We start from the raw sequence: 25,847 nt of genomic DNA on the forward strand, positions 1-25,847 counted from the left end.
GAACCGCCACAGTCCCCGGGGGCACCTTCATGAGCTTCAATACTTTCGGTCACCTGTTCCGTTTCACCACCTGGGGCGAAAGCCATGGGCCGGCGCTGGGCGTGGTGGTCGACGGCTGCCCGTCGGGGCTGCCGATCTCGGCCGAGGTGATCCAGCGCGATCTTGATCGGCGTAAACCCGGCCAGTCGCGCTTCACCACGCAGCGGCGCGAGGACGACCAGGTGCGCATCCTCTCGGGCGCCTTCGAGGATGAGCGCGACGGCCAGCTGAAGACCACCGGCACGCCGATCTCGCTGATGATCGAGAACACCGACCAGCGCTCCAAGGACTATTCCGAGATCAAGGACAAATACCGTCCCGGCCACGCCGATTTCACCTACCACCAGAAATACGGCATCCGCGACTACAAGGGCTCGGGCCGCGCCTCGGCGCGCGAAACCGCGGCGCGGGTAGCGGCTGGCGCGGTGGCGCGGCTGGTGATCCCCAACGTCACGGTGCGCGCCAGCCTGGTGCAGATTGGGCCGCACAAGATCGATTACGCGCGCTTCGACTGGGCCCAGGTGGATCAGAACCCGTTCTTCTGCGCCGATCCCGTCGCCGCCAGGGAGTGGGAGGTTTACCTCGACGGCATCCGCAAGGCCGGCAACTCCGTCGGTGCGGTGATCGAGGTGGTGGCCGAAGGCGTGCCGCCGGGCTGGGGTGCGCCGATCTACGGCAAGCTCAGCGCCGACCTCGCCTCGGCGATGATGTCGATCAATGCGGTCAAGGCAGTGGAGATCGGCGCCGGCTTCGAGGCAGCCGAACTCACCGGTACCGAAAACGCCGACGAGATGCGGGCGGGCAATGCCGGGCCGTATTTCACCTCCAACAAGGCCGGGGGCATCCTCGGCGGCATCTCCAACGGCGACCCGATCGTCTGCCGTTTCGCGGTCAAGCCGACTTCGTCGATCATCACGCCGCGCCAGACGGTGACCACGCACAACGAGAACACCGAAGTCATCACCAAGGGGCGGCACGATCCCTGCGTCGGCATCCGCGCCGTGCCGATCGGCGAGGCGATGATGGCAGTGGTGCTGGCCGACCATTTCCTGCGCCACCGCGGCCAGACCGGGCGCGAAGGCGGCATCGGCTACTAAGGCCGATCCGCGTCGCTCCGCACCCCGCTGCGGCAGAAACTTAGGATCGAGAAAATTGTCGGCGCAGACCGCGCGCTAGTGCGCATTGACCATGCGCGCGACGAGGCGCTTGCTGTGAGCATCGGCCGTAAGCCTTTGCTCGTGCTGTATTATTTCTACGGGTAAGCGCGAGATGACTAAGCGGTCGCACTGAGACAGCTGAGGGTTATCAGATGTTCGAGTCCTGCCGCGTCTATGTCATGGCCGCCAATCTTCGCGACAGCCTGGCGCTGGAAACCGCCGCCCATCAGCTTGGCTTCGGCGAGGTGGTGTGCGGGCTGGGCAACAGCGCTGCGACCATTGGTCGGTCGGGGACGACGATCACCTACTTCTTCCTCGATTACCGCATGCGTGACGAGGACCTGATCGACACCATCGCCTCCATTCGCCAGGAACGGGGTGGGCAGCTCTGCTACTCGCCGATCATCCTGTTCACCGCCGATCGGGCAGCCGAGACGGTGCTGCGCTATGTGCGCTTGGGCTTTGATGATGTCATCAGCCTGCCGGCGCGGCGCGACGAGCTGGCGGAGCGCCTGGCGGAACAGCTCCATGGCCAGCAGCTCTACATCGAGACCAAGGATTATTTCGGCCCCGACCGCCGCCGGCTGGATCGCGGCGCCGCCCTGCGGCTCGGCATCTCGCCGCATACCCGTCTGGTGTTCGAGCGCGATCCGAGGCGCGGCATCAAGGTGCTGGATCGCGAGGTCCGCGGCCACCGCTTCAAGGCGCGGCCGGCCCCGCACACTCATTTCATGGCCAAGCTGTTCGGCCAGCACGCCGTTTAGTGGCAGGCGACACTCGGTACGGAAGCAATATCCCTTTTCCCCTCAGGGGAGAAGGTGGCCGAGGGTCGGTTGAGGGGTGAAGCGGCGCAGCGAGCGCTCGCTGAGAAGCTGAACCCCTCACCCTAGTTCCGCTACGGACCCCTTGGGTCGTAGCTGCACTACCCTCTTCGCTGAGGGGAGAGGGGCAGCGGGTGCCACAAGCCCTAACTGCGCCGAAACCCGGCGACAATTTCGCGGTTGCCGTCGCCGCCAGCGATCGGCGAGGCCACGGAGAACCTGCGCTCCCACCCGGCAGCGACGAAATGTGCGATGACCCGTTCGACCGCCTCGGCGATCGCGGCTTCATCGCTGACGATCCCGCCCTTGCCTATCCTGTCGCGGCCGACCTCGAACTGCGGCTTGATCAGGATCACTGCCTCGGCATGCGGAGCGGCCAGCGCCAGCGCCGGATCGATCACCTTGAGGATCGACACAAAGCTCACATCGGAGACGATCAACTCGATCCGCTCGGGGATGAGCTCAGCCGTCAGGTCGCGCCCGTTCACCCCCTCGAGCGAAACCACGGCCGGCTCGGCCCTGAGCCGCTCGTGCAACTGGTCGTGGCCGACGTCGACGGCATAGACCCGGCTGGCGCCGCGTTCCAGCAGCACCTGAGTGAAGCCGCCGGTCGAGGCGCCCAGATCGAGGCAGATCCGCCCGGCCGGGTCGATGGCGCCTGCCTCGAGCCCCGCCACCAGTTTCAGTGCCGCCCGCGAAACATAGCCGGCGGCCGGATCGTCGAGGCCGATCACGTCATCTGCTCCGACCTGCTGGTTCGGCTTGCGCGCCACGCTGCCGTTGACCGTCACCGTGCCGCGCAGTACGGCATCGCGAGCCCGGGCCCGGCTCGGCAGCAGGCCGCGCAGTTCGAGTGCCTGATCGAGCCGGATCCGTTCGCTCACGAGGCCATCAGCTTCCGGATCTTGCCGACCGCGACGTCCTTGGCCTCGCCATAGGCGATGGTGCCTTCGAAGCTGCCGTCCTTGTTGATCAGGAACACCGAGGCGGTGTGGTTGACCAGGTAGAACCCGTCGGCATCCGGCTCGGTGGTTTCCGAGGCGGCGCCGAACGCGGCCTTGGCCGCTGCGGTCTGGGCGTCGTCGCCGACGAGGCCGATGGTGCCGGGGAACGAGCTCAGATAGTCGGTCAGCACGTCCTTGGTGTCGCGCTTGGGATCGACCGTCACGAAGATGGTGCGCAACTGCTCGGGGCTGAGCCCCAGCTCTTCTTTCCAGGCCGTCGATTCTGCCAGGGTGGTCGGACAGACGTCGGGGCAGTGGGTGTAGCCGAAGAACACCAGGCTGGGCGTGCCCTTTAGGTTCGCCTCGGTAAAGGTGCCGCCCAGCGTTGACTGTAGCGCGAACGGCTTGCCGGTCACCGCGAGCGGGGCGGTCGGGGGGCGGAAAATGAACAGCGCCGTGGCGCCCAGTGCAGCCAGGACGACCAGCGTCCACAGGATGATGCGGAAGCGCGACAGCGCCAGAGAGTTTGTATCGGCCATGATCCTTGCCCAGCTGAGTTGGCGCCTTATAGCGCCGGCCCGCCGATCCTGGCGCGCGTCATTGTCGCGCAGTCACCGATGTTTGAAGCCAGCGGTCGCGATCGCGGCAATTCTTACTGGGGATCGAGCGGCTCGGTGCCGGCAGGCTGGCCGTTGCGCAGGGTGATCTTTTCGATCCGCATCTCCGCCTGCTTCAGCAGCGCCTCGCAATGTGCCTTCAGCGCTTCGCCGCGCTCGTAGATGGCGATCGACTCGGCCAGCGGCGCCTGCCCGCTCTCCAGCTTGCCGACGATGCCCTCGAGTTCGCGCAGCGCCGCCTCGAAGCTCATGAGCTTGATGTCTTCGGCGGTGGCGGGGGAATCGGCCATGTCAGTTCCTTGCGTGTGGACCGTAGCTAGCTTGCGGCCATCAACATTTCAACATGCGCCGCGGCGCCGGTGGCGAGACCGTGCCGGTCATAACCGCCCTCGAGCATCGAGATCAGGCGCCCTTCGCATACCCGGTCGGCCACCTCGGTCAAGCGGCCGGTCACCCAGGCGAAGTCCTCCGGTTGCCAGTTGAGCCCGGCGAGCGGATCGCGATAGTCGGCATCGAAGCCGGCCGAAACCAGGAGGAAATCCGGACGGAACGCCTCCAGCGCCGGCAGGATGCGGTCGGTATAGGCGGCGCGCATCTCGGCCCCGCCGCTGCCGGCCGACAGCGCGGCGTTGCAGATGTTGCCGACCCCGGTGAAGCTGGGGGACCCGGTTCCCGGATAGAGCGGCATCTGGTGGCTCGAGGCGTAGAACACCGTAGGATCCTCCTTGAAGATGTCCTCGGTGCCATTGCCGTGATGCACGTCGAAGTCGACGATAGCCACCCGCTCGGCCCCGAACTTGCGCTGCGCCTCGCGCGCCACCACGGCGATCGAGTTGATCAGGCAGAAACCCATCGGCCGGTCGATCTCGGCGTGGTGTCCAGGCGGGCGGACGGCGCAGAACGCATTGCGGGCTTCGCCCAGGGCCACCGCCTCGAGCGCCGCAAGTCCTCCCCCCAATGCCGTCGCGGCGGCCTCCAGCGAATGCGAGGAGATGAAGGTGTCCTCATCGATCTGGCCGATACCTTCGGCCGGGCGGGCCTTGACGAGAATGCCCAGGTAGTTGGCGTCGTGCACCAGTTCGGCGAGCGTCAGGTCGGCCGAGGGTGCTTCGCGCCGGAGGAGCCGGGCGAAGCGGTCGGCGCTCAGCGCCTCTTCGACCGCCCGGATCCGGTCAGGGCGCTCGGGGTGCCCGGTCGGCGTAGCGTGGCTGGCGAAATTGGGCTGGGAGACGAGGAGGGTGGCCATGAGCTCGGGAAACTGTCGCTGCTCCGACAGCTTGACGTTGTGCCTGCGAGCTTGTCAAACGTCGCGGCATGGCCAGCGCCGTTCATTCCGCATCCGATCTGCCTGAGCTCGCGGCGCGACTGCGGGCCGGCGAGCTCGTCGCCTTCCCCACCGAGACGGTCTATGGCCTCGGCGCCGACGCCACCAATTCGGATGCCGTGCTGAAGATCTACGAAACCAAGGGCCGGCCGCGGTTCAATCCGCTGATCGTGCATGTGGCCGATCTCGCCATGGCCGAACGCTTCGTCAGTTTCGGCCCGATGGCCCTGAAGCTCGCAACCTTCTGGCCCGGACCGCTGACCTTGGTGTTGCCGAAACGCCAGGAAGCCGGGCTCTCCGACCTGGTCACCGCCGGGCTCGACACCGTCGGCATCCGCATCCCGAACCATCCATTGGCGCTCGAACTGATCCGCTCAACCGACCGGCCGCTGGCGGCGCCGTCAGCCAATCGTTCGGGCAAGCTGTCGCCGACCACCGCGGCGCAGGTCGAGCGTTCGTTCGCCGGCCTCGTTCCAGTGCTCGAGGGCGGCGCGTCCGAGGCCGGGGTCGAATCCACCATTCTGGCGGTCGAGGGCGACCTGGTGACGCAGCTGCGCGCTGGCGCCCTGCCGCGCGACGAAATCGAGGCGGCGATCGGCCGGTCGGTAGCAGTGGCGAGGCACGACGCCGCCATCGCCTCGCCCGGCATGCTGGCCAGCCACTACGCCCCCAATGCGACGCTGCGGCTCGACGCCGAACACGCCGAGCCCGGCGAGACCTGGCTCGGCTTCGGTCCCGGACCTGCCGGACCTAATCTCTCGCCCGGCGGCGACCTGCGCGAGGCGGCCCGCAACCTGTTCTCGATGCTGCATCAGCTCGACGAGCGGGCGACGCGCATCGCGGTGGCGCCGATCCCGCGCCGGGGCCTCGGCGAGGCGATCAACGACCGGCTGAAACGCGCCGCCGCGCCGCGAGGCTGATCCGGTTGTTTCTATGAAAGTGCCCATCCACCAGAGTCATCCCCGCGAAAGCAGGGACCTCCGTTTAGGATGGTGCCGCAGGCAAGAAAACAGAGGTTCCCGCTTTCGCGGGAATGACCCGGTGGAGGAAGCGAGGCGGCGGATCAGCCCGTCCGTCCGCGAAGCGCCTAGTTGTCCCGCACCTTGTACGGCTTCTGGTCGCGCCAGAACCGCATCAGGCTTTCGAGATCGGGGTCGGCCTGTTCGGGCAGCACGATCCTGAGCGTGGCATAGAGATCGCCGGCGCCATGGAGGCCCTTGCCCTTGAGCCGCAGCGCCTTGGCGGTGTTCACCGAGGCCGGCAGGTTCAGTTCGGCCGAACCATCGAGGGTCGGCACGCGCACCTTGCCGCCCAGCACTGCCTCATAGAGCGTGATCGGCACATCGACGCGCAGGTCTGCGCCGTCGCGGCGGAACTGCTTGTGGCGCTCGAACTTCACCGTGACGATAGCGTCGCCCGGCGGGCCCCCATAGGGCGAGGCGTGGCCCTGGCCCTTGAGCCGGATCTGCTGGCCTTCCTCGACCTTCTCGGGCAGCTTGACGTTCAGCACCTTGCCGGTCGGCATGCGCAGCGGCACGCTCTGGGCGGCGTGCGCTTCCTCCAGCGTAACCGTGACGGTGGCGTTGATGTCCTCGCCACCCATGCCGGTGGCCCGGCCCTGAAAGCCGCCACTCGAGCTGCCGGCGAACGGATCCCAGCTCTGGCTGCCGCCGCCGCCGCGGGTCGGACCACGCTGCTGGCCGCCGAAGCCGGACATGAATTCCTTGAGGATGTCCTCGGCGGAAAAGCCGCCTGCGCCGGCCCCTGCGCCCGGGCGTGCGCCGCCGCCGGCGCCGCGGCCGAAGCCGGCGAAGCGCGGGTTGCCGTCGGCGTCGATCTCGCCGCGGTCGTAGCTGGCACGCTTTTCCTTGTCGGAAAGGAAGTCATAGGCCGACGAAACCTCGGCGAATTTCGCGTGGGCCTTGGGGTCGTCCTTGTTCTGGTCGGGGTGATGCGCCTTGGCGAGCTTGCGATAGGCGGACTTGAGGTCCTTTTCGGTGACGGACCTCGGCACCCCGAGCACGGTATACGGGTCGCGCATGGGTTCCTTCAATTCGGGCGGGTTGGGATTTGCTTTCGCGGCCCGCGCCATCCTATATGGCCATGCGCTCCGGGCTTGTCCAGACTGGCGCGCCACGAGGATAAAACCATGCCGGCAACCACACTTACCGAGCGGCTGTTCGACGACTCCGATACCGCGCCGATCGATCCCTGCTCGCTGTTCGAAGAGTGGTTCGCCGCAGCCCAGCAAAGCGAGCCGAACGACCCGCATGCGATGGCGTTGGCCAGCGTCGATTCCGACGGCATGCCCGATGTGCGCATGGTGCTGCTGAACCAGCGCGATTCCCGCGGCTTCTGTTTCTTCACCAATTTCGAGAGCGACAAGGGACGCGAACTGCTCGCCCATCCCAAGGCCGCCTTCGTCATGCACTGGAAGACGCTGCGCCGGCAGATCCGCGTGCGCGGGCCGGTGGAGGTGGTCGCCGACAAGGAAGCCGATGCCTATTTCGCCACCCGCGCCCGGGTCAGCCAGATCGGCGCCCATGCCAGCAAGCAGTCGCGCCCGCTGGCCAACCGCTACACCCTGCTCGAGCGGGTCGAAACGCTGAAGAAAAGCTTTGGCGAGGATGAGCCGGTGAACCGCCCTGCCCACTGGTCGGGCTTCCGGGTGATCCCTCAGAGCATGGAGTTCTGGAAGGACGGCGCCAACCGCCTGCACGACCGGGTCCGATTCACCCGCACCCTGCCGGATGGCGCCTGGACCCGGCAACGGCTCTATCCGTAGCGGCCGAACGCGGCAACGTTCCGGCCCTTGCCAATAACGTCATTGTCGTCGCAACATGCCGGTGCTGTTCGGGGGCGATGGCGTGAGCACGACGACAACATTGACAAGTGACGCGAGGATCAGTCGCGTCCCGGCCAAGTTCAGCGGCACACGGGCCGAGCTGTTCTGGCGTCTGGTGCGTGGCTATCTGCTGATGGTGCCGACCATCGGCCTCTATCGCTTTTGGGTCACCACCATGAAGCGCCAGTTCTACTGGCACAACACCAGCATCGATGGCGACGCGCTGGAATATAGCGGCACCCCGTTGCAGCTGCTGATCGGGTTCCTGTTCGCCCTGGCGGTCTTCCTGCCGCTCTATATCGCCTTGTTCTATCTCTCGACCCAGGTGGGCCCCGTGGTCTTGGCCGGCTACGGTGTCGTCGTGGCCCTGTTCTGGTTCCTGTTCGGCTACGCCAGCTATCGCGGACGCGATTTTCGGCTGTCGCGCACGCTGTGGCGCGGCATTCGTTTCGACCAGAAGGGCAATGCCTGGGCCTATGCGACGCGGCAGTTCCTGTGGTCGCTGCTGGTCGTCGTCACCCTCGGCCTGGCTTACCCCTTCATGTCGGCCGACCTCTGGCGCTACCGCTATACCAACACCTGGTACGGCGATCGCCAGTTCGGCTTCACCGGCAGCTGGCGCACCATTGCCGGCCCGTTCTACCGCGCCTATGCCACCTTCGTGATCCTGATCGGTGCCCTGGTGCTCGTCGGCTTGTTCACCCAGGGCCGGTCCATGGCGCTGGCGCCGCTCCTCGCCATCGTGCTCGGGTTCGGCGGCTTCTTCTACTACCGCGCCCGCGAGAGCAGCCGGCTGTTCTCCGAGGTGCACCTCGGCGCGGCGCGGCTGCGCGTCGAGATCAAGGCGCGGGCCCTCGCCCTGCAGTTCGCGGCCTATCTCGGCATGCTGCTGGTCGCGTTCACCATCGTCGGCCTGCTCGGTTACCTTGTCGCCCTGGCGGTGCAGGCGCAGTTCGATTTCACGTCGCTGGCCGGTATTGCCCGGGCCGGCTGGATCGGGGTGGCGCTCGGGCTCGGCGGCTACCTGGTGAGTCTCGCGACGCTCGGACTGATGGCGGAGGTCTACCTCGATTGCGGGTACTGGATGCTGGTGGCGCGCGGCGCCACCATTACCGGTCTCGCGAACCTTGGAACCGTCGGGGCCGGCAACGAGGATACGGCGCTGGCGGGTGAAGGCCTTGCCGATGCACTCAACGTGGGGTCGTTCTGATGGAGATCGAGCCGACCGGACGCTATTATGACGGCGTCGTGGCAAGCCGACATTTCGTCACCCTGGCGCTGACCCGCGACGCTTCGCGGCCCGAGCTCATCATTGCCGATCGCGCGACGCGAGAAGAGCTGGACCGCTGGCCGGTCGACAGCCTGTTCGAGGTCGAGGGGCCGGGCGACGCATTGAGCCTCGGCACCGTTGACCGGCCTTATGGGGCGCGGGTCAGGGTCCCCGCCGGTGAGTGGAGCGCTGCGTTGCGCGAAGCGATCCCCGGCCTCGGCCGGCGGGCGCTGCTGGCGCGCGGGCAGCAGCGGCGTATCCTCGGTATCGCAGTAGCGGCGCTTGCCTCGGTCATTGCCGCCTACGTATTCGGCGTGCCGGTGCTGGCCGGCAGCGTCACGCCGCTGGTGCCATCGGCCTGGGAGACGCGGCTCGGCGAGGGCGCCCGCCTGCAGGTCGAGGGCATGCTGAGCAACGGCCGCGGCTTTCAGGCGTGTGGCGGCGAGCGCGATGCCGGCAACATCGCCATCAGCCGCTTTGCTGCCGATGTGATTGCCGAGAGCGGCTCGCCCTTCACCCCGAAGGTGACGGTGGTGCGCTCGCCGCTGACCAACGCCTTCGCCTTGCCCGGTGGCCAGGTCTACTATTTCTCGGGCCTGCTCGACCGCACCGAGACCGCCGACGAGTTTGCCGGCGTACTGGCGCACGAGCTTGGCCACGTGGCGCATCGACACAGCATGCAGATGCTGATCGAGAGCTCCGCCACCGGCCTGCTGGTCGGTTTCGTGCTCGGCGACATGACCAACCTGTCGATCGCCGCCGCGGCCGGCGTGACGCTCATCGACAGCCGCTTCTCGCGCCAGGCCGAGCATGAGGCCGACGCCTTCGCCGGCGCCGCCGGAAACCGCCTCGGTTTTTCTCCCCTTGCCCTGGCAGATCTGCTCGAGCGGGTTGCCGCCGATGACACCATGACACGGAGCCTGGCCCTGCTGAACACGCACCCGCTGACCGACGAGCGGCGGGCCGCGCTCGAGGCGCTGCCGGTAGCGCCCAGCACCACGCGCTCGGCTTTCTCGGAGGCCGAATGGCGGGCGATCAAGTCGATGTGCTAGTTCACGGCCCTCAACAACTTTCTTGCGCGAGGCTTTGCACGAAGCGCTGCGCCGTGCTTATCCCTTAGCTCTGTTGCAGTTCCGGCCGGCACGATGCGCATCCTCATCCGCACCTCGAAATGGGCGATCTGGGCCCGGCGTTTCGGTAGCCTGGCGCTGCCTCTCACCATTATCCCGGTGCTGCTGCATCGCGAGCAGCTGATCAGCAGCGCCGATTTCCTCGTCGTCGAGGCGGTCGCCGCCGCCGTGGCGGCGCTGGCGGTGTTCCTGGCGCTCGGCGCCTTCGGCCGCTTGTGGATCACCGGGGACCAGGGCTGGAGCAAGGCCGGCTGGGGGCTGTTCTTCGGTATCGTCTGCCTGCTGCCCTTTGCCTATCTCGGCTATCAGGCGATGCAGTACCCGATGGTCAACGAGGTGACGACCGACGTCGCCGACCCGCTGCCGCTGGTCTCGCCGGTGCGCGTCGCACCGACCAGCGCGGCCCTCCGGGCGCAGATCGAGGCGATCTTTCCCAATGTCCAGACGCGCAGCTATCCGATCGACGCCACCGAGATGTTCGGTATCGTCGAGGACCTCGTGGATGCACGCGGCTGGGAGGTGCGGACCCGCCGGGCGCCGCCGACGGCGCTCGATATCGGCCAGATCAACGCCATTGCCGTGACGCTGTTCGGCTGGCGCGACGAGGTGGCGGTGCGGGTCACCGGCACGGCGCAGGGCGCCACCATCGACATGCGCTCGGTGCCGCTGGGCGGCTTCCACGATTTCGGCGAGAACGGCAAGCGGGTCGAGGAGTTCCTCCTGGCGCTGGATCAGAAGATCACCCTGACCCTGCGCGACGCCCCGCAGGCCGCTGCAGCGGCCGATACCGACAGCCCGCCCCCGCCTGCCGAAGCCGACGATTAGGCGCTGAGCGGGAACATCGTGATGCCGAACGGGCCATGGGTAACACCGATCAGGCCGTGGTCGGCCAGATACTCGACATGCGCCTTGAGCGTCATCCGCGCCGCCGCATGCAGCGGCAGCGGCAGCGTCGGATAGATCGAGGCCAGCAGCTGGCCGATCCTGCGGGCGCCGGCATCTACCGCGGCAACCACCTGGCGGTTGCGCTCCTGCCGGTGCGCCAGCAGCGCCCGCGCATAATCCGGACCGTCGTCGATGACCCCGCCATGGGCAGGCGGATACCGGCCGTAGGCAAGGCCGATCACCTTCTCGAGCGAACTGAGATAGTCCGCCATCGAGCCGTCGGGCACCGAGACGAGCGTCGAGTTCCAGCCCATGACATGGTCGCCGGTCAGCAGCCATGGCGTGTCGACGAGGCCAAACGCCAGGTGATTGGCGCAGTGGCCGGGCGTCGTGATCGCCTCCAGCTTCACCCCGCCGATCTGCAAGGGCTCGCCATCCCTCAGCACCCGGTCCGGTACGAGGGTCCAGTCGCTGTCGCGGCCCACGGCATTGAATTCGAACAGTCGGCGCTGCCGGCTGAGCCGATGCCTGCCGCCCGACCAGACCGGCGCCGCGGTGGCAGCCCTTAGCCTCGGCACCAGGGCCGAGTGGTCGAGGTGGGTGTGGGTGAGGATGATCGCCTCCACCTCTCGTCGTCCGATGGCATCCAGCAGCGCTGCCAGATGCGTGCCGTCATCGGGGCCGGGGTCGATCACCGCCACCCGATCGTGACCGACGATGAAGCTGTTGGTGCCCTTGAAGGTGTAGGGTCCGGCATTGGGCGCGGTGACGCGCACAAGCCCGTCGGTGACGGTCACCGGGCGTCCGGTCTGTGCGTCGAACGTCGTGTTGAAGCTCAGCGCCGGCGTCTGGCCAGCCATTGCGCTCTCCCAGGCGAGCGACTAGTAATCGGCGCTAGCAATGCTCCTCAAACTGAAGGATTGGCAATGGCCTTGACGCTCACCACGCCGAATACCGTGCTCGGCGCGCTTTCGCCCAAGTCGCAGTCGGCGCGCCTCGTGGCAAACCTCGTCACCGTGGTGCTCGGCTCGCTGGCGCTGGCGCTGTCGGCCAAGCTCTCGGTGCCGGTGATGCCGATCCCGGTGACGCTGCAGACCATGGTCGTTGCCGCGCTTGCCGCCGGCTTCGGCTGGCGCATCGGTGTCGCCACCGTGGCGCTCTACATCGTCGAGGGCCTCGCGGGCTTGCCGGTCTTCGCCACCGGCGGCGGGATCGACTACATCCTGCGCCCGTCCTTCGGCTTCATCCTCGGCTATCTGCCGATGGGCTACATCATCGGCCGCGCCGCCGATCTTGGCGCGTCGCGCCGTATCGTGCTGCTGTTCGGCGCCATGCTGCTCGCCGACGCGGTGCTGTTTGCCTTCGGCTTCACCTGGCTGCTGGTGGTGGCCAACGTCATCGTCCAGTCGGGCGCCGCGCTCCCCGGCTGGCTCGACGCTACCAACCTCGTCGGCACCGCCTGGAACGGCGCCGTCGCCCCGTTCATCGTGTGGGACGTGCTGAAGATGGCGTTCGCGGCGCTCAGCGTCGTCGGCGTCTGGAAGCTGCTGCCCAAGCAGGGCTGAGGCCGTCCGTCGATCGAATTGGTAAGGGCCGGTCTTGCGACCGGCCCTTCTGTTTTGCCGCGCCGGACCGCAACTCTCTTAGTTGGTGAACACCGCCAGCGAACCGTCCGCCGCGACGCCGATGGCGATCACATCCTCGGCCGCCGTATTATTGGCCTCCAGCCAGGCGTTGAGCGCCACGTTCGACGCCAGCGCGACGTGCAGGTCGTCGATCTCGTCGGCGTTGCTGTCGAGCGCGAGCTCGAGGGCGGCGGCATTGTCCGCATTGATCCAGCCCCCGACATCATAGGCCGTGCCGTCGATTTCCGTCAGGTTAGCGAGGCTGGTTTCGCTCCAGTGGCTGGCTTCGATCAGCCCGATCACCACCGCCAGCTCATCACCGGCCGTTAAGGACTGGGCTGCAGAGCCATTGGCGGAGAGGCTGGCCTCCGTGCTATTGGTGGTGCCGAGGTGATCCTGCCCCAGACTGGCTGTTGCGTCGATGCCGGTGGCAACGCCGAGTGAGAGTCCGCTCTCGCCTGAGCTTGCCGATGCGTTGCCGCCGACCGAGAGGCCGAGGCCGACATCGAGCGCCATGGCGGGCGCGCCGAGCATGCACAGACAAGCAAAAGCTGCGGCAAGGGTACGGGTTTTCATGTTGATGGCTCCGTTGCAATTGATGCGTCGAGGAGCCTCAAGGATTCGGCCTGACATGTTCATGAGATCGTTGTCAGCCAATCGTCAGGGTCGGGAATGTAATCTGCGGCGCATGCTCCCCATCACACCGAATCGCTGGTTCTGGCTCGTCGTCGCCTGCCTTGCCGGGTTGTCGTTCTCTTCCCCCGCCACGGCGCAGGTCGGCCTCGGTCTCGATCTGGGGGGGCTCGGCAGCGTCGATGTCGATATTGGTGGCGATGCGGGGCTGGGCGTGGACGTCGATCTTGGCGGCGGCAATGGCGGCGGCGGGCTCGGCGTCGATCTCGACATCGGCGGTTCGGGCGGCAATGGCGGGCTGGGCCTCGAGACGGCCGGCAAGCCGCTCGGTCAGAAGGCGGCGTTGCAGGCGGTGCGCAGCGGCAGGGCGCTCCCCATGGAAGAGATCATGCTGCGCGCCAAGCTGTTGACCGACGGCGAGATCATCGACGCCCAGTTAGTGTCGCTGCAAGATGTGTTGCTGTATGAGATCAAGGCGCTGGGTAAGTCCGGCGACGTGAGCGAACTGTATTTCCTTGCCCAGTCGGGTGAGTATCTCGACCTGAACTGAGTTTCACATGCGCGTACTGGTTGCCGAAGACGACCGCCGGATCGCCGAAGCCCTTGCCGCTGCCTTGCAGGCGGCCGGCTTCGTGGCGGAGGTCGAAGCGGACGGCGAAGAGGCCTGGTATCGCGGCGACACCGAAGAGTTCGATGCCATTATCCTCGATCTCGGCCTGCCGACGCTCGACGGCTTGACCGTTCTCAAGCGCTGGCGCAAGGCGGGTCGCACCGGACCGGTGCTGATCCTGACGGCGCGCGGCCATTGGGAGGAGCGCGTCGAAGGCATCGAGGCCGGTGCCGACGATTATGTCGTCAAGCCCTTCCGGGTCGAGGAAGTGGTGGCCCGCATCCGCGCCATCGTGCGCCGCGCCGGCGGCTTTGCCTCGTCGCGGGTCGAGATCGACGACCTGGTGCTCGATACCCGCGCCATGCAGGTGACTCGCGACGGCATCCCGATCAGCTTGAGCCCGCAGGAGTATCGGCTGTTCGCCTACCTGGCGCATCAGCGCGGCCGGGTGGTGTCGCAGATGGAGATCACCGAGCATCTCTACGCGCAGGATTTCGAGCGCGAATCCAACTCCATCGAAGTGCTGGTCGGCCGGGTGCGCCGCCGCCTCGGCACCGACATCATCAAGACCCGTCGCGGCTTCGGCTACTATATGGGGACGCTCGAGGAATGAATCCGCGCTCGCTGCGCCTGCGCCTGCTGGGCGGCGCGGCGCTGTGGATCGTCCTCGCATTGCTGATTGCCGGCCTCGCCATCGGCTGGATGTTCACCGGCAATGTCGAGCGCTCGATGCGCGACGGTCTGACCGCCAGCCTCAACCGGCTGGTCGCGCAGATCGATCCCGTGGCGGAAGAACCAGTGCAGGGCGACGCGCTGCCCGACCCCCGCTACGCCATTCCGCTCTCGGGCATCTACTGGCAGGTCGAGGCCGTAGCTTCCGACGATTCCTGGCGCTCGCGTTCCCTCGGCGATCACGTGCTGGAGACCGGCTCGGCGGTTGCCCCTGATGGCGCCGAGCGCTTCGGTACGCTCACCGGGCCCGGCGCGCAGCCGCTGTCCGCCATGGTCCGCCAAGTCAGCTTCGCCTCCGATGCGGGGCCGCGGGTATTCCGCGTCACCCTGGCCGAGGACCGGGCGCTGCTCGACGAGTCGATCCGCCGCTTCGGCGGCGATCTGATGCTGGCTTTGGCCGTGCTCGGGGTGGCGCTGATCCTTGCCGCCTGGCTGCAGGTGCAACTGGGGCTGAAGCCGCTCGAGCACCTGCGCGAAGGCATCGGCGCCGTCCGCCGCGGCGAGGTGCAGAAGCTGCCGCCGCGCTATCCGGCCGAAGTGCTGCCGCTGGTGGGCGAGGTCAACGAACTGTTGAGCCAGCAGCAGAAATCCATGGAGTTTGCCCGGGCCCGCGCCGCCGACCTGGCGCATGGGCTGAAGACCCCGCTCTCGGTGCTGCGCAACCTCGCCGCCCACATGCAGGCCACCGGCCACGCCGAAGCCGGTGAACAGGTCGATCAGATCGTCGGCGAGATGGATGACCGGGTCGAGTACCAGCTGCGCCTGTCGCGGCTCAGGATGCGGACCCGGGCCCATCAGCTCAGCGCTTCGCTCAACGAGACGGTGGACCGCACCATCGCGGTGCTGAGCCGCACCCAGGAGGGCGAGGAACTCGACTGGCAGGTCGAGCTGGCGGCGGGGCTGACGGTCGATATCGATCCGCATGACCTGATGGAACTGATCGGCGTCATCCTCGAAAACGCCGCCAAATGGGGCAAATCCCGGGTGCAGGTTGTCGGCCGGGCCGTCGGCGAGTTCGTCGAGATCACCATTTCCGACGATGGTCCCGGTCTCACCGAAGAGCAGATCGCCAGACTCGGTGTGCGTGGCCAGCGCCACGATGAAAGCCGGCGCGGCTCGGGCCTGGGGCTCGCCATCGCCCTCGAGGTGGTGGCGCTCAATGCCGGCAACGTGCACTTCGCCCGGGCGCCGGAGGGCGGCCTGGCGGTCACGGTCCGCCTGCCGCGCGCTTTAGCTGGTTAACTCCCGGTTACCCGATTGGCCGGAAATCACGGCGCTTTGGAACGAAGCCGTGAGCCTTTTCGCGTACATCGATACGGGCCGGCCGAATGCCGGCGTCGCCGCCACTCTGGCCGCACAGTGAGGATTTCGTGCTCCGGCGTACCGAAAAGATCGCTTTCAAGGATGACAGCGAGACCAGCGAAGCCCTGCGGCCGGAGCTGCCGCGGACCGCGGCCCTCAAGGCCGATCCGGAAGTGCTCGATAAGGTACTGGCCGAGGTCACCTGGACGCCGCCGCCGACCCGAACCGAACGCCGCAATCTCGATGCCTGGCGCAACGAGGCGCTGCAGACCGTGGTCACCCACGATCGCCGCAAGGGCGATCGCCGGCAGCCCGCGCCGCCGCCGCCCCGGCTGGGTTGGCGCTGGAAAATTCCGCCCTCCCGTCTGGCGCTCCTGGCGGTGGCGCTGGTCGCCGGTGGGCTCGCCGCCTATCTCACCACGCAGACCAACCAGCCGGTGGCGCAGCCCGTCCCCGAGACGGTGACGCAGGTGGTGCCGGAGGCCCGGGTCCAGGTGCTGGCGGCGAGGACCAGTATCGGCCTCGGCCAGCGGCTGACGCCGGAAACGGTCGAGTGGATCGATTGGCCCGAGGGGGCAGTGCGTCCCGAATACATCACCACGACCGCAAGGCCCGACGCCATCACCGAGATGAACGGCGCGGTGGCGCGTTTCGAGTTCCTGCCCGGCGAGCCGATCCGCGCCGACAAGCTGGCACGCGGGGCCGACGGTTATCTTTCGGCCGTGCTCGACAGCGGCACGCGCGCCGTCTCCGTGACGGTTTCCGCGTCCTCGGCTTCGGGGGGCTTCATCGTTCCCAACGATCGCGTCGATGTGGTGTTGACCCGCAGCCCCGCAAGCGAAGGCGGCCAGCAGGTTTCGGACACCATCCTCGGCAATGTCCGGGTGCTGGCGATCAACACCCGGCTGGGCGAAACCGGTTCGACCGGTGCGCCGGCCGATCCGGAGAATCCGCGGGCCGAGATCTTTGCCAACGAGGCGATCGCCACTTTGCAGCTCGACCCGGCTCAGTCCGAGATCATCATCAATGCATCGACTCTCGGCCGCCTGACCCTGGTGCTGCGGCCGCTGGTCGACACCGCCGAAGCGGGCGACGCGCGCAGCGCCAACCAGGCGATCCGCATCTCCAGCCCGTTCTGGGCCAAATAGCTGGCGCGGCGGCCGCCGCCCGGCGCTCGTTTCCGACGCCGTTAAATCGCCGTTGACCCGGTCCTGCTAGAACTTTGCCGTTGCTTGAGAACGTTAGCATGTACAAGATATCCACAAACCGGGGCTTCGGCAGAATGCTGCTGTCCCAGTCACTTAGGGCGATGCTGGGCGCCGCCGTGCTGCTCGCCGCGTTGCTGGGGGCGGGTGTCGCTCCGGCGCTGGCGCAGACCGTCAACTACGATCTGAAAACCACTTCGGTGATGCGGATCAAGCTGCCGGTGTCGCAGGCGGTCACCGTGGTGATCTCCGACGCCGTCGGCAAGATCGTTTCGGCCGATCCGGCGATTGCCGATGCCCAGCCGATCACCGACAAGTCGCTCTACCTGGTCGGCAAGGCCTTCGGCACCACGACGGTGAACCTGTTCTCGGCGGATGGCGCGCCGGTGGGCCTGCTGGCGGTGGAAGTCGGCGCCGACACCGCCGACATCGCCCGCTCGATCCGGGCCGCGGTTCCAAATTCCAACGTCAAGGTCAGCACCGTCAACGGGCGAGTGAAGCTGGGGGGCAGCGTCAGCGACGCGGTCACCATGCAGAAGGTGCTCGAAATCGTCGATCAATATGGCAGCCCCGCGGTGATCAACACCATGACGCTCAGCGGCGGCCAGCAGGTCAATCTCGAGGTCCGCATCCTCGAAGCGCAACGCGACGCCGGCCGCGAACTGGGCGTGCAATGGGGCGGCAGCATCGGCGGCGTTTCGACCAGCATCAGTGGCGGCCCGTCCGATCCGGCCAGCGGCTCGTTCGCCAGCTTCGTCACCAACATCATTTCGACCGGCGGCGGCATCAACCTCAACGCCACCATCAACGCGCTCGAGAGCAAGCGCCTGGTGCGTACCCTGGCGGAGCCGAACCTCACGACGCTCTCCGGCGTCAGCGCCAGCTTCCTCGCCGGCGGCCAGGTGCCGATCCGCACCAACGACCAGAACAACAACGCCACGCTCAGTTATCGCGATTTCGGCGTGCGTCTGGTGTTCCAGCCGGTGGTGCTCGAGGGCGACCGCATCCAGATTCACCTGACCCCGGAGGTCAGCGGCATCAACGGCTTCACCACCTCGGGCGACCCGGTGTTCAACACCCGCAACCTCGACGCCACGGTGGAGCTGCGCGATGGCCAGAGCTTCTCGGTGGCGGGTCTGCTGCAGAGCAACACCAACCTCAACCAGAACCAGTTGCCATGGCTCGGCGATGTGCCGATCCTGGGCTCGCTGTTCAAATCCTCCGGTTTCCAAAAACACGATACCGAACTGGTGGTGATCGTCACCCCGCGCCTCGTGCAGCCGAGTGCTCCCGGGCAGGTCGCCGCTACGCCGCTCGACGCCACCCAGCCTGCCAACGACCTCGAGTTCTTCGCGCTTGGCCAGATGGAAGTGACGCCAAAGATGATCAAGCGCTTCGAGACCGGCAGTGGCGTCATTGGCCCCTATGGCTACATCATCGATCTGAGGAGCGGCAGTTGAGCACGGTGACGGTTGCCCGTGCCGCCGTGTTGCTGGCCGTGGTCACGGCGCTGAGCGGCTGCAGCTACGACTATCGTCAACGCACCGACCGGGTTGCCTATAGCGCCGGTGACGCGGTCAGGGCCAACCTGGCGCGTGAAACCAGCAATCCGAGCCGCGGCTCAATGTACTCGACCGGCGGGCTGGGCCAGAACGGCCCGGTCGTCGTCGGCGGCGGCACAGCCCCGACGCCGTAGCGGCATGCCGTCAACCAGCATCGTGGGTGTGGCGCACCATGGTCCGGGACCGGGCCACACCGACGCGATCCAATCGTGCAATGCTCCAGATCCGGATGCACGGACGAGCAGAGGTTGCTGAAGTCATCGCGATGGGCTCCGGCCTTCGCCGGGGTGGCATCGCGGAGAGGGCAAGCCCAGGGTCGCGGAAGGCCGCAGCCTGACGTTTTCCGCCTCAGGCGCGGGAGCCGGCTGCCGCGCTTTGCAGGATCTGGATGTTGTTGGCGACCACCAGGTTGTCCGGCTCCAGCTTCTGCGCCTTGCGGAAATTCTTCAGCGCCTCGGTCAGGTTGCCGCGCAGCATGTAGGAATAGCCGACATTGTTGAAGTACTGGGCCGTGCCGCCGGTCATCTGGTAGAGCGAGGCATAGACCCGGTCGGACAGGTCGAACCGGCCCAGTCGGTCATAGGAGGCGCTGAGCCCGACATAGCCCTCCGCCTGGTTCGGCGCCAGCTCGACCGCGCGTTTGTAGAACGCCGCCGCGTAGCCGAAATTGTCGTTGCGGAAATGCGCCCGCGCCTCGGTCAGCGCGCCCTCGGCAGTGTAGGTCTCGATATTGGAGATTTCGGCGACCGCCAGCTTGTTGCTGCCGAAGCTGCTCATCCCCGCCGAACTGCAACCACTCAGCGGCAGCGCCACCATGACCAGAGCGGCCAGCCCATGCCGAGCCAACCCGCGAAACGACCTGCCCTTACGGCGATACATGTCTCAATGCCCCCATCGAGGGGCCCGCTTCTGCGGACCTTGCGATGCGACGCTAGGCGCCGCAGGGATACCGCTTCGTAAACGCCGTGCCCCGGCCGCGAACTAGGCTTAACGGCGGGTTATACCCGCTTGGTGGACAGCACGTCGAAGGTGCGCTCGATGGTCGAAACGGCGCGGTCATAGTCGGCCAGCGCCAGCGCGGCGATCAGGGCGTCGATGATGGCGAGCTGGGCGATGCGGCTGGTCATCGCCTCGGTGCGGAACTGGGTTTCCCGGGCCAGCGTGTTGAGCACGATATCGGCATGACTGAGGATCGGCGATTTGCCGAAATTGGTGACCGCGATGGTGGTGGCGCCGGCTTCCTTGGCGAGGCGGGTGGCGGTCAGCGTTTCGATGGTCGAACCCGAGTGCGAGATGGTCAGCACCGTCACGTCGGGCGTGCAGAGCGCCGCGGTGATTGCCTGCACGTGGCTGTCGACGGTGGCGCGCGAGTTGATGCCGATGCGCAAGAGCCGGTAGTTGGCGTCCTCGGCGATGGTCGCGGCGCTGCCGATGCCGAACACCTCGACCCGGCTGGCCTTGCTGATGGCGGCGACGGCGCGGCTCAGCTGGCCGAGGTCGAGCGCCTTCTGCGTATCGTGCAGCGCCTGCAGGTCGGAGCGAAAGATCTTTTCGACCACAGTGCCAAGGTCGTCGTTGGGTTCCAGATCCTCGTGGATGAACTGCACCGGCTGCACCAGGTCGCGGGCGATGGCGATCTTGACCTGCTGGAAGCCGCGCGCACCGAGCTGCTGGCAGAGGCCGATGACGCTGCCTTCGCTGGAGCCGGAGCGCTCCGCCACCTCGGTCACCGACATATGGACGACGTCGGCGGCATTGGCGGTGATGAAGTCGGCGATGCGGCCGGCAGTCGGCGGCAGGTTCGGCCTGAGCGCCGCGATGCGGTCGAGAATGCCGGAAAGCTGGCCCGGTTCGGTGCGATCGGTGTTCATGCGGGCATGAGCTCACGCAGCGCCTCGTTCAGGCCACCCGGCACCGCCTGCCAGAACGTCATGCCCAGCGCCCGGGCGCCGGCGCCGTCGGTCAGGGGATTGTCGCCGATCATCACGCCTTCTTCCGGCTCGATGCCGAGCCGTTCGCAGCCCAGCCGGAACAGCGCCGGCTCGGGCTTGCCGATCACTGTATGCGGCACCGGCCCGGCACAGGCAAGCACCGCCGCGGCCAGCGCGCCGGCTTCCGGCACCGGCTGGCCGCTGGGGCCGGGATGGGTGGTGTCGGGGCAGGCGACATAGAGTTCGGCGCCTGCGGCCATCGCCTCGGCGGCAGCGGCAAGCTTGCCGTAGTTGAAGCGCCGGTCGCGCGCCACCAGCACCACGTCGGGCTCGGGCAGATCGATATCGAGGCCCAGCCGCCGCCCATAGGCGCGCAGCGGCGTCGAGCCCAGCACCATCACCGGGGCCCGCGGATGCCGCCGGGCAATGGTCTCGAGGGCACAGGTACCGGCGAGGATGATCCGGTCGGCCGGCACGGCGACGCCGAGGTCGGCGAAGCGGCTCATCAGCTGCAGCGGCGTGTGCTCGGAGTCGTTGGAGACGATGGCGAAGCGGCCCTCGAGCCGGCCCAGCAGCTCACGGGCGCCCGGCAACAGGTGCCGGCCGCTCATCAATGTTCCATCGAGGTCGATGAGATAGCCGCGTGCGGAATGCACATTGGGCAGCAATGTCGGTTCTCCCGCTGATTTGCCTCAGGAATTTGTACTGAGCTTGTCTCAGTGTCAAGCTTTACAAATGCTGAGAAAGTTTCATGAGACTGTCACATAGCGGCGCTATCGGTTGGCCCGCAACGAGAGGGTCGAACCATGAAGATCGCCATCATTACCGACATCCACCACGGCCCGCAGTCGCACACCAAGGAACCGGGCTGGGATGCCTTGCAGGTCATGCGCGATTGCATCTGGCATGCCGGCGAGCAGGGGGCGGACCTGCTGCTCGATCTGGGCGACCGCATCTCCGACACCAGTCGCGAGGATGACCGGCAGGCCGTTTCGGAAGTCGCCGCCACCTTCGTGACCTTCAAAGGCCCGCGCTATCACGTGCTCGGCAATCACGACGTCGCCAATATGAGCATCGAAGACAACGAGGAAATCCTCGGTCAGTCGATGCAAAGCCAGGTGGTGGATCTCGGGGAAGCGCGGCTGATCCTGTGGCAGCCGGGCGTCAAGATCACCTGGCCGGATGGTTTTCCGCACGCGACGGCCAATCTCGCCTGGCTGGTCGAAGCGCTCAGTGCTGACACCAAGCCCGCCATCATCGCGACGCACGTGCCGCTCTCGGGGCACCTGCAGACCGGCAACTACTATTTCGAGCGCAACCCGCAATTCGCCACCTATCCGGACCACGTGACGGTTCGCGAGGCGGTCGAGGCGACCGGCAATGCGGCGCTCTGGCTCTCGGGCCATGTGCACTGGAACACCGTCACCAACATACGCGGCCTGCCGCACATCACGGTGCAGTCGGTAAGCGAGCGCTTCACTACCTTCCCGCATGGCGCCGCCGCCTTCGCCATGCTCGAGGTTGCCGACGGCAAGTTCTCCCTCGATGTGCATGGCCGCGATCCGTTTGCCGTTTCCATGCCGTTCCGTCGCTCCGGCGAGCAGCCGTGGATGCCGGCGCTGGGGCCGTTCACGGCGCGTGGGCTGCCGGAAGAGCGGGAGTCCGAGCGTGCTTGATTTCCTCACCCGTCGCACGCTCGGCTCGCTGGCGACGCTGGTCGTCGTGGTGGTGGCGGTGTTCTTTGCGACCCGCCTCTCCGGCAACGCCATGGACTACATGCTGCCGCCGGGCATCGACACCGAGACCAAGGCTGCGATGGTCCGGCATTTCGGCCTCGATCAGCCGCTCCTCGAGCAGTTCTGGCGCTATGTCACCGGGCTGTTCAGCGGCGATGTCGGGATCAGCCTGTTCGAGCGCCGCTCGGTGGTGGCCATCTATGCCGAGCGCCTGCCCAACACGGTGGTGCTGTTCAGCTATGCGCTGGTGCTTTCGGTCGCTCTGGGCGTGCCCTTGGGGATCGCCGCGGCGCTCAACCGCCGCAATCCGGTGGGCTCGGCGATCATGGCGGTGGCCTTCGTCGGCTATGCCACGCCGAATTTCGTCCTCGCCATCGTGATGATCCTGATCTTCTCGTTCAACCTCCACTGGTTGCCGAGCTCGGGCGACGCGACGCCGCTGCATTTCCTGATGCCGTCGATCGTGCTCGCGGCGCCGATGCTGGCCGAGATCGTCCGCTTCACCCGCAACGCGCTGCTCGACGTGCTGAGCCAGGACTATCTCCGCACCGCCCGCGCCAAGGGGCTGCCGGAGTGGTTGGTGATCGTCAAGCATGCGCTGCGCAATGCCGCCATTCCGGTGGTCACCATCGTCGGGCTGCAGGTCGCCTGCATGGTGGCGCGCTGCGTCCTCGTCGAGGCGGTGTTCGCCACCAAGGGCATCGGCGACCTGGTGGTGTTCGCCACCATGCAGCGCGATTACCCGGTGCTGCAGTTCGGGGTGATCCTCATCGCCGGCCTGGTGGTCCTCGTCTCGCTGGTGGTCGACCTGCTCTACGCCGCCATCGATCCTCGCGTGAAGGTGACAGCATGACCGACCTCGCCGCTCCGCTGCCCGGCCTCGCGCCGGCACCCGACACCAGCAACAAGGTGCACACCGGCCGACGTCGCCAGGGCACGCTCGCCATGCTTTGGCGCAAGGCCAATTGGCTGATGCGCCTCTATATCGGGCTGTTCGTGCTGATCTTGCTCGTGGCGCTGTTCGCGCCACTCCTCGCGCCCTACGATCCGAATGCCCAGACGCTTCCGGCACGCCTCCGCCCGCCGGTCGGCTTCGAGCGGGCGATGCTGGAGCATCCGCTCGGTACCGACCAGCTCGGCCGCGACATGCTCTCGCGCACGCTCCATGGCCTGCAGCTGACCATGCTGATCGCGCTCGTGGGCAGCCTCATCTCGATGCTGCTGGGGACGGCGCTCGGCGTTCTCGCCGGCTATGTGCGCGGACCGCTCGGCGCGCTGATCATGGCGCTGGTCGACATCCAGATCGCCGTGCCGTTCACCCTGATCGCGCTGCTGGTGATCGCGATTTTCGGCAACTCGCTGCCGGTGCTGATCGCGGTTATCGGCGTCGCCGGCTGGGAGGCTTATGCCCGGGTGGTACGGGCTCAGGTGCTGACGGTATCGCGCATGCCGTTCGTCGAGGCGACCATTGCCGCCGGCGCCACCCACCCGCGCATTCTGTTGAAGCACATCCTGCCCAACATCGTTTCGCCCATCATCGTGATGTGGACGATGACCTTTTCGGCGCTGATCCTGCTCGAAAGCTCGATGTCGTTCCTCGGGCTCGGCGTGCAGCCGCCCACCGCCACGCTCGGCTCGATGGTTGGGCTCGGTCGCGACTACCTCGCGTCGAGCCCGTGGATCGCCGTCGTTCCATCGCTTGCCATCATGTTCGTCTCGCTGCTGGTCCTCCTGATCGGCGACTGGCTGCGCGACGCCCTCGACGTCAAGCTCAAGTAACCGGGTAAATCCGGCAACCCGGCCGTCGCGGTTTCCCTTCCCCGCGCCGGCCAGCCACTTCCCCCACGCATCACCCTCCGTCCGATCGCCGATCGGTCGGCCGGGACGGTGCTTGTCAAAAACAGGATGCTGTCATGCACAAGACCCTGCTCATCGCCCTCGCGACGACCACCATGCTGGTGGCCCCCAGCCATGCGCTCGACCTCAAGGTCGCGGTGCAGAACCTGCCGGCCACACTCGATCCGGGCAAGGACCACTCCAACACCGGTTCGCAGATCTACTACAACGCCTTCGATCCGTTGATCGAGAAAGACTATTCGTCCGCCGAAGTGACCTTCAAGCCGGGCATTGCCACCGAGTGGAAGCAGATCGAGCCGACCGTCTTCGAGGTGAAGCTGCGCGATGGCGTCAAGTTCCACAACGGCGCCACCGTGACCGCCGAGGACGTGGTGTTCTCGTTCGAGCGGATCATCAACGAAGCGACCCCCGAGTTCGGCTCGGTCAAGAAGCAGTTCTTCAACAATTTCGAGAAGGTCGAGGCAGTCGATGCCGTGACCATACGCTTCACCACCTTCAAGCCCGAGCCGCTGTTCGAGACGCTGCTCAACACCTCGGAAGGATCGATCGTCCCCAAGGCCTATATCGCCGGGCTGTCGGGTGATCCGGCCGTGGTCGAACCCTCGGACTTCGACGCCTTCGGCCTCGCACCGATCGGCACCGGCCCCTACTCGATCCAGAACTTCCAGCCCGGCGAGGGCCTGACCTATGTGAAGTTCCAGGACTACTGGGGTGACAAAGCGCCGCTCGATACGGCCGAACTGCGCCGCATCCCCGAGATGGCGACCCGCATCACCGCGCTCGCCAACGGCGAAGTGGACCTCATCACCAATGTGCCGCCCGATCAGCTGGCGACCATCGAAGCCAACCCCAACCTCAAGGTCGAGGGCGCGGTGACGCCGCTGTTCCACGTGGTGTTCTTCAACACCGAGAACCCCAAGCTCGCCGACAAGCGCATCCGCCAGGCGCTCAGCATGGCGATCGATCGGAACCTGCTCAACGAAGCGCTGTGGCTGGGCAAGGCCGTGGTGCCCTCGACCCACACCTACCCGCAATATGGCCAGCTCTACATGCCGGAGCTGCAGACCTTCGAGTACAACCCGGAAAAGGCCAGGGAGCTGCTGAAGGAAGCCGGCTTCGAGGGCCAGACGGTCCGTTACGACACCGACCCGGTCTACTACACCAACGGGTTGCTCGCGGCGCAGGCGATCAAGGAGATGTGGGCCGCCGTCGGTGTCACCATGGACCTCAAGGTCGATCCCAAGTGGACCGGCGACGACAAGGACATGGAATCGCGCAACTGGTCGAACCCGATGTACTTCGCCGACCCGGCGGGTTCGTTCGGTACCATGTGGAGCCCGACCGGCGCCCGCATCACCGGCGGGTCGTGGAAGCCGAACGAGGCCTATACCGAGATGTGGGAGCGCTTCCGCTATTCCACGGACATCGAGACCCGCAAGGCCGCCTATGCCGAGATCATGGCCTATGTGAAGGAAGAGGCGCCGTTCCTGGTGCTGTACCAGCCGTATGAATCCTACGGCATGAGCAAGAGCCTCGAGTGGAAGCCGCTGCCGGGCCACATCCCCTATGTGCTGGATTTCCGCGCCGGCGCCGTCGCCTTCAACGACTGACGCACCGGCCGG

28 protein-coding genes are annotated in these 25,847 nt (G+C 66.7%); 18 read left to right on the plus strand and 10 right to left on the minus strand.

Translation table 11 applies throughout. The features are described from left to right. The first annotated feature begins 29 nt into the window (after positions 1–29). Both aroC and APS40_RS11825 read left to right on the plus strand, forming a co-directional pair. Positions 30–1,136: a chorismate synthase gene (gene aroC, locus APS40_RS11820; RefSeq protein WP_055047243.1), complete on the plus strand. Its 1,107-nt coding sequence runs from the start codon at positions 30–32 to the stop codon at positions 1,134–1,136. 212 nt (positions 1,137–1,348) lie between these two features. Then, the gene (locus APS40_RS11825) at positions 1,349–1,960 is read left to right on the plus strand and encodes a response regulator (protein ID WP_055047244.1); all 612 of its coding nucleotides are present in this window, start codon (positions 1,349–1,351) and stop codon (positions 1,958–1,960) included. A 203-nt stretch (positions 1,961–2,163) separates the two neighbouring features. On the opposite strand, the gene APS40_RS11830 is transcribed toward APS40_RS11825, so the two are convergent. The 4 genes from APS40_RS11830 to APS40_RS11845 form a co-directional block, all read right to left on the minus strand. Continuing rightward, positions 2,164–2,901 (minus strand): TlyA family RNA methyltransferase, encoded by a 738-nt coding sequence (locus tag APS40_RS11830; protein WP_055047245.1) that lies wholly within the window; start codon positions 2,899–2,901, stop codon positions 2,164–2,166. Next, positions 2,898–3,500, minus strand: a complete 603-nt coding sequence (locus tag APS40_RS11835) for an SCO family protein (protein WP_055047246.1) — start codon at positions 3,498–3,500, stop codon at positions 2,898–2,900. The genes APS40_RS11830 and APS40_RS11835 overlap by 4 nt, the downstream gene beginning before the upstream one ends. A 113-nt stretch (positions 3,501–3,613) precedes the next feature. Further along, complete coding sequence (locus APS40_RS11840; protein WP_055047247.1) at positions 3,614–3,868, minus strand: exodeoxyribonuclease VII small subunit; 255 nt, start codon at positions 3,866–3,868, stop codon at positions 3,614–3,616. A 26-nt stretch (positions 3,869–3,894) separates the two neighbouring features. Further along, the gene (locus tag APS40_RS11845) at positions 3,895–4,824 is read right to left on the minus strand and encodes a histone deacetylase family protein (protein WP_055047248.1); all 930 of its coding nucleotides are present in this window, start codon (positions 4,822–4,824) and stop codon (positions 3,895–3,897) included. Positions 4,825–4,892: 68 nt separating this feature from the next. Here APS40_RS11845 and APS40_RS11850 point away from each other — a divergent pair, with 68 nt between their 5' ends. Beyond that, the gene (locus APS40_RS11850) at positions 4,893–5,822 is read left to right on the plus strand and encodes an L-threonylcarbamoyladenylate synthase (RefSeq protein ID WP_055047249.1); all 930 of its coding nucleotides are present in this window, start codon (positions 4,893–4,895) and stop codon (positions 5,820–5,822) included. A 167-nt stretch (positions 5,823–5,989) separates the two neighbouring features. Here APS40_RS11850 and APS40_RS11855 read toward each other — a convergent pair whose 3' ends face one another. After that, a complete protein-coding gene (locus APS40_RS11855) occupies positions 5,990–6,943 on the minus strand; it encodes a DnaJ C-terminal domain-containing protein (protein ID WP_055049640.1) in 954 nt (317 codons plus the stop codon). A gap of 108 nt (positions 6,944–7,051) precedes the next feature. Here APS40_RS11855 and pdxH point away from each other — a divergent pair, with 108 nt between their 5' ends. The 4 genes from pdxH (at position 7,052) to APS40_RS11875 (ending at position 10,972) form a co-directional block, all read left to right on the plus strand. Beyond that, positions 7,052–7,687, plus strand: a complete 636-nt coding sequence (gene pdxH, locus APS40_RS11860) for a pyridoxamine 5'-phosphate oxidase (RefSeq protein WP_055047250.1) — start codon at positions 7,052–7,054, stop codon at positions 7,685–7,687. Between the two features lie 100 nt (positions 7,688–7,787). After that, the gene (locus tag APS40_RS11865; protein ID WP_197279483.1) at positions 7,788–8,957 is read left to right on the plus strand and encodes a DUF898 family protein; all 1,170 of its coding nucleotides are present in this window, start codon (positions 7,788–7,790) and stop codon (positions 8,955–8,957) included. Further along, complete coding sequence (locus APS40_RS11870) at positions 8,957–10,069, plus strand: M48 family metallopeptidase (protein ID WP_055047252.1); 1,113 nt, start codon at positions 8,957–8,959, stop codon at positions 10,067–10,069. The genes APS40_RS11865 and APS40_RS11870 overlap by 1 nt, the downstream gene beginning before the upstream one ends. Positions 10,070–10,162: 93 nt before the next feature. Next, positions 10,163–10,972 (plus strand): DUF1499 domain-containing protein, encoded by an 810-nt coding sequence (locus tag APS40_RS11875; protein WP_055047253.1) that lies wholly within the window; start codon positions 10,163–10,165, stop codon positions 10,970–10,972. Here the strand turns inward: APS40_RS11875 and APS40_RS11880 are convergent. Continuing rightward, positions 10,969–11,892 (minus strand): MBL fold metallo-hydrolase, encoded by a 924-nt coding sequence (locus APS40_RS11880; protein WP_055047254.1) that lies wholly within the window; start codon positions 11,890–11,892, stop codon positions 10,969–10,971. The genes APS40_RS11875 and APS40_RS11880 overlap by 4 nt on opposite strands. Before the next feature lie 66 nt (positions 11,893–11,958). Here APS40_RS11880 and APS40_RS11885 point away from each other — a divergent pair, with 66 nt between their 5' ends. Further along, on the plus strand, positions 11,959–12,597 hold the full coding sequence (locus APS40_RS11885; RefSeq protein ID WP_055047255.1) for a biotin transporter BioY: 639 nt from the start codon (positions 11,959–11,961) through the stop codon (positions 12,595–12,597). A gap of 78 nt (positions 12,598–12,675) precedes the next feature. On the opposite strand, the gene APS40_RS11890 is transcribed toward APS40_RS11885, so the two are convergent. After that, entirely contained in the window at positions 12,676–13,233 is a 558-nt protein-coding gene (locus tag APS40_RS11890) for a hypothetical protein (protein WP_156342917.1), read from the minus strand. 112 nt (positions 13,234–13,345) lie between these two features. Between APS40_RS11890 and APS40_RS11895 the strand changes: the two genes are divergently transcribed. The 6 genes from APS40_RS11895 (at position 13,346) to APS40_RS11920 (ending at position 18,835) form a co-directional block, all read left to right on the plus strand. After that, positions 13,346–13,840: a PepSY domain-containing protein gene (locus APS40_RS11895; protein WP_055047257.1), complete on the plus strand. Its 495-nt coding sequence runs from the start codon at positions 13,346–13,348 to the stop codon at positions 13,838–13,840. Positions 13,841–13,847: 7 nt separating this feature from the next. Then, positions 13,848–14,513, plus strand: a complete 666-nt coding sequence (locus APS40_RS11900) for a response regulator transcription factor (protein WP_055047258.1) — start codon at positions 13,848–13,850, stop codon at positions 14,511–14,513. Continuing rightward, positions 14,510–15,874: a sensor histidine kinase gene (locus APS40_RS11905; protein ID WP_055047259.1), complete on the plus strand. Its 1,365-nt coding sequence runs from the start codon at positions 14,510–14,512 to the stop codon at positions 15,872–15,874. Before APS40_RS11900 ends, APS40_RS11905 begins: the two co-directional genes overlap by 4 nt. A gap of 128 nt (positions 15,875–16,002) precedes the next feature. Continuing rightward, entirely contained in the window at positions 16,003–17,082 is a 1,080-nt protein-coding gene (gene cpaB / locus APS40_RS11910; RefSeq protein WP_197279484.1) for a Flp pilus assembly protein CpaB, read from the plus strand. A gap of 134 nt (positions 17,083–17,216) precedes the next feature. Then, positions 17,217–18,599: a type II and III secretion system protein family protein gene (locus APS40_RS11915; protein WP_236884245.1), complete on the plus strand. Its 1,383-nt coding sequence runs from the start codon at positions 17,217–17,219 to the stop codon at positions 18,597–18,599. After that, positions 18,596–18,835, plus strand: a complete 240-nt coding sequence (locus APS40_RS11920; protein WP_055047262.1) for a hypothetical protein — start codon at positions 18,596–18,598, stop codon at positions 18,833–18,835. Before APS40_RS11915 ends, APS40_RS11920 begins: the two co-directional genes overlap by 4 nt. 214 nt (positions 18,836–19,049) lie before the next feature. On the opposite strand, the gene APS40_RS11925 is transcribed toward APS40_RS11920, so the two are convergent. The 3 genes from APS40_RS11925 to APS40_RS11935 all read right to left on the minus strand — a co-directional run bounded on the left by APS40_RS11925 (position 19,050) and on the right by APS40_RS11935 (position 21,300). Continuing rightward, the gene (locus APS40_RS11925; RefSeq protein WP_082434354.1) at positions 19,050–19,580 is read right to left on the minus strand and encodes a tetratricopeptide repeat protein; all 531 of its coding nucleotides are present in this window, start codon (positions 19,578–19,580) and stop codon (positions 19,050–19,052) included. A gap of 119 nt (positions 19,581–19,699) precedes the next feature. Next, positions 19,700–20,572, minus strand: a complete 873-nt coding sequence (locus tag APS40_RS11930; protein ID WP_055047264.1) for a MurR/RpiR family transcriptional regulator — start codon at positions 20,570–20,572, stop codon at positions 19,700–19,702. Beyond that, on the minus strand, positions 20,569–21,300 hold the full coding sequence (locus tag APS40_RS11935) for an HAD-IIA family hydrolase (RefSeq protein WP_055047265.1): 732 nt from the start codon (positions 21,298–21,300) through the stop codon (positions 20,569–20,571). Before APS40_RS11935 ends, APS40_RS11930 begins: the two co-directional genes overlap by 4 nt. Before the next feature lie 138 nt (positions 21,301–21,438). Between APS40_RS11935 and APS40_RS25320 the strand changes: the two genes are divergently transcribed. From APS40_RS25320 to APS40_RS11955, 4 genes are all read left to right on the plus strand, one after another. Then, positions 21,439–22,308: a metallophosphoesterase family protein gene (locus APS40_RS25320; RefSeq protein WP_055047266.1), complete on the plus strand. Its 870-nt coding sequence runs from the start codon at positions 21,439–21,441 to the stop codon at positions 22,306–22,308. After that, positions 22,301–23,221, plus strand: a complete 921-nt coding sequence (locus tag APS40_RS11945; protein ID WP_055047267.1) for an ABC transporter permease — start codon at positions 22,301–22,303, stop codon at positions 23,219–23,221. Before APS40_RS25320 ends, APS40_RS11945 begins: the two co-directional genes overlap by 8 nt. Beyond that, positions 23,218–24,147 carry an ABC transporter permease gene (locus tag APS40_RS11950; protein WP_055047268.1) on the plus strand — a complete coding sequence of 310 codons (930 nt, stop codon included), beginning with the start codon at positions 23,218–23,220 and terminating at the stop codon, positions 24,145–24,147. Before APS40_RS11945 ends, APS40_RS11950 begins: the two co-directional genes overlap by 4 nt. Before the next feature lie 134 nt (positions 24,148–24,281). Further along, on the plus strand, positions 24,282–25,835 hold the full coding sequence (locus tag APS40_RS11955; RefSeq protein ID WP_055047269.1) for an ABC transporter substrate-binding protein: 1,554 nt from the start codon (positions 24,282–24,284) through the stop codon (positions 25,833–25,835). Positions 25,836–25,847 lie beyond the last annotated feature (12 nt).

It is taken from the genome of Devosia sp. A16 (assembly GCF_001402915.1).
In the GTDB taxonomy this organism is placed as follows: Bacteria; Pseudomonadota; Alphaproteobacteria; order Rhizobiales; family Devosiaceae; genus Devosia_A.

What these genes read in the sequence shown, in the direction of transcription:
- aroC (WP_055047243.1), top strand. Translation starts at nt 30, where the DNA reads ATGAGCTTCAATACTTTCGGTCACCTGTTCCGTTTCACCACCTGGGGC.
- APS40_RS11825 (WP_055047244.1), top strand. Translation starts at nt 1,349, where the DNA reads ATGTTCGAGTCCTGCCGCGTCTATGTCATGGCCGCCAATCTTCGCGAC.
- APS40_RS11835 (WP_055047246.1), bottom strand. Translation starts at nt 3,500, where the DNA reads ATGGCCGATACAAACTCTCTGGCGCTGTCGCGCTTCCGCATCATCCTG.
- APS40_RS11840 (WP_055047247.1), bottom strand. Translation starts at nt 3,868, where the DNA reads ATGGCCGATTCCCCCGCCACCGCCGAAGACATCAAGCTCATGAGCTTC.
- APS40_RS11845 (WP_055047248.1), bottom strand. Translation starts at nt 4,824, where the DNA reads ATGGCCACCCTCCTCGTCTCCCAGCCCAATTTCGCCAGCCACGCTACG.
- APS40_RS11850 (WP_055047249.1), top strand. Translation starts at nt 4,893, where the DNA reads ATGGCCAGCGCCGTTCATTCCGCATCCGATCTGCCTGAGCTCGCGGCG.
- APS40_RS11855 (WP_055049640.1), bottom strand. Translation starts at nt 6,943, where the DNA reads ATGCGCGACCCGTATACCGTGCTCGGGGTGCCGAGGTCCGTCACCGAA.
- pdxH (WP_055047250.1), top strand. Translation starts at nt 7,052, where the DNA reads ATGCCGGCAACCACACTTACCGAGCGGCTGTTCGACGACTCCGATACC.
- APS40_RS11870 (WP_055047252.1), top strand. Translation starts at nt 8,957, where the DNA reads ATGGAGATCGAGCCGACCGGACGCTATTATGACGGCGTCGTGGCAAGC.
- APS40_RS11875 (WP_055047253.1), top strand. Translation starts at nt 10,163, where the DNA reads ATGCGCATCCTCATCCGCACCTCGAAATGGGCGATCTGGGCCCGGCGT.
- APS40_RS11880 (WP_055047254.1), bottom strand. Translation starts at nt 11,892, where the DNA reads ATGGCTGGCCAGACGCCGGCGCTGAGCTTCAACACGACGTTCGACGCA.
- APS40_RS11885 (WP_055047255.1), top strand. Translation starts at nt 11,959, where the DNA reads ATGGCCTTGACGCTCACCACGCCGAATACCGTGCTCGGCGCGCTTTCG.
- APS40_RS11890 (WP_156342917.1), bottom strand. Translation starts at nt 13,233, where the DNA reads ATGAAAACCCGTACCCTTGCCGCAGCTTTTGCTTGTCTGTGCATGCTC.
- APS40_RS11895 (WP_055047257.1), top strand. Translation starts at nt 13,346, where the DNA reads ATGCTCCCCATCACACCGAATCGCTGGTTCTGGCTCGTCGTCGCCTGC.
- APS40_RS11900 (WP_055047258.1), top strand. Translation starts at nt 13,848, where the DNA reads ATGCGCGTACTGGTTGCCGAAGACGACCGCCGGATCGCCGAAGCCCTT.
- APS40_RS11905 (WP_055047259.1), top strand. Translation starts at nt 14,510, where the DNA reads ATGAATCCGCGCTCGCTGCGCCTGCGCCTGCTGGGCGGCGCGGCGCTG.
- APS40_RS11915 (WP_236884245.1), top strand. Translation starts at nt 17,217, where the DNA reads ATGCTGCTGTCCCAGTCACTTAGGGCGATGCTGGGCGCCGCCGTGCTG.
- APS40_RS11925 (WP_082434354.1), bottom strand. Translation starts at nt 19,580, where the DNA reads ATGTATCGCCGTAAGGGCAGGTCGTTTCGCGGGTTGGCTCGGCATGGG.
- APS40_RS11930 (WP_055047264.1), bottom strand. Translation starts at nt 20,572, where the DNA reads ATGAACACCGATCGCACCGAACCGGGCCAGCTTTCCGGCATTCTCGAC.
- APS40_RS25320 (WP_055047266.1), top strand. Translation starts at nt 21,439, where the DNA reads ATGAAGATCGCCATCATTACCGACATCCACCACGGCCCGCAGTCGCAC.
- APS40_RS11950 (WP_055047268.1), top strand. Translation starts at nt 23,218, where the DNA reads ATGACCGACCTCGCCGCTCCGCTGCCCGGCCTCGCGCCGGCACCCGAC.
- APS40_RS11955 (WP_055047269.1), top strand. Translation starts at nt 24,282, where the DNA reads ATGCACAAGACCCTGCTCATCGCCCTCGCGACGACCACCATGCTGGTG.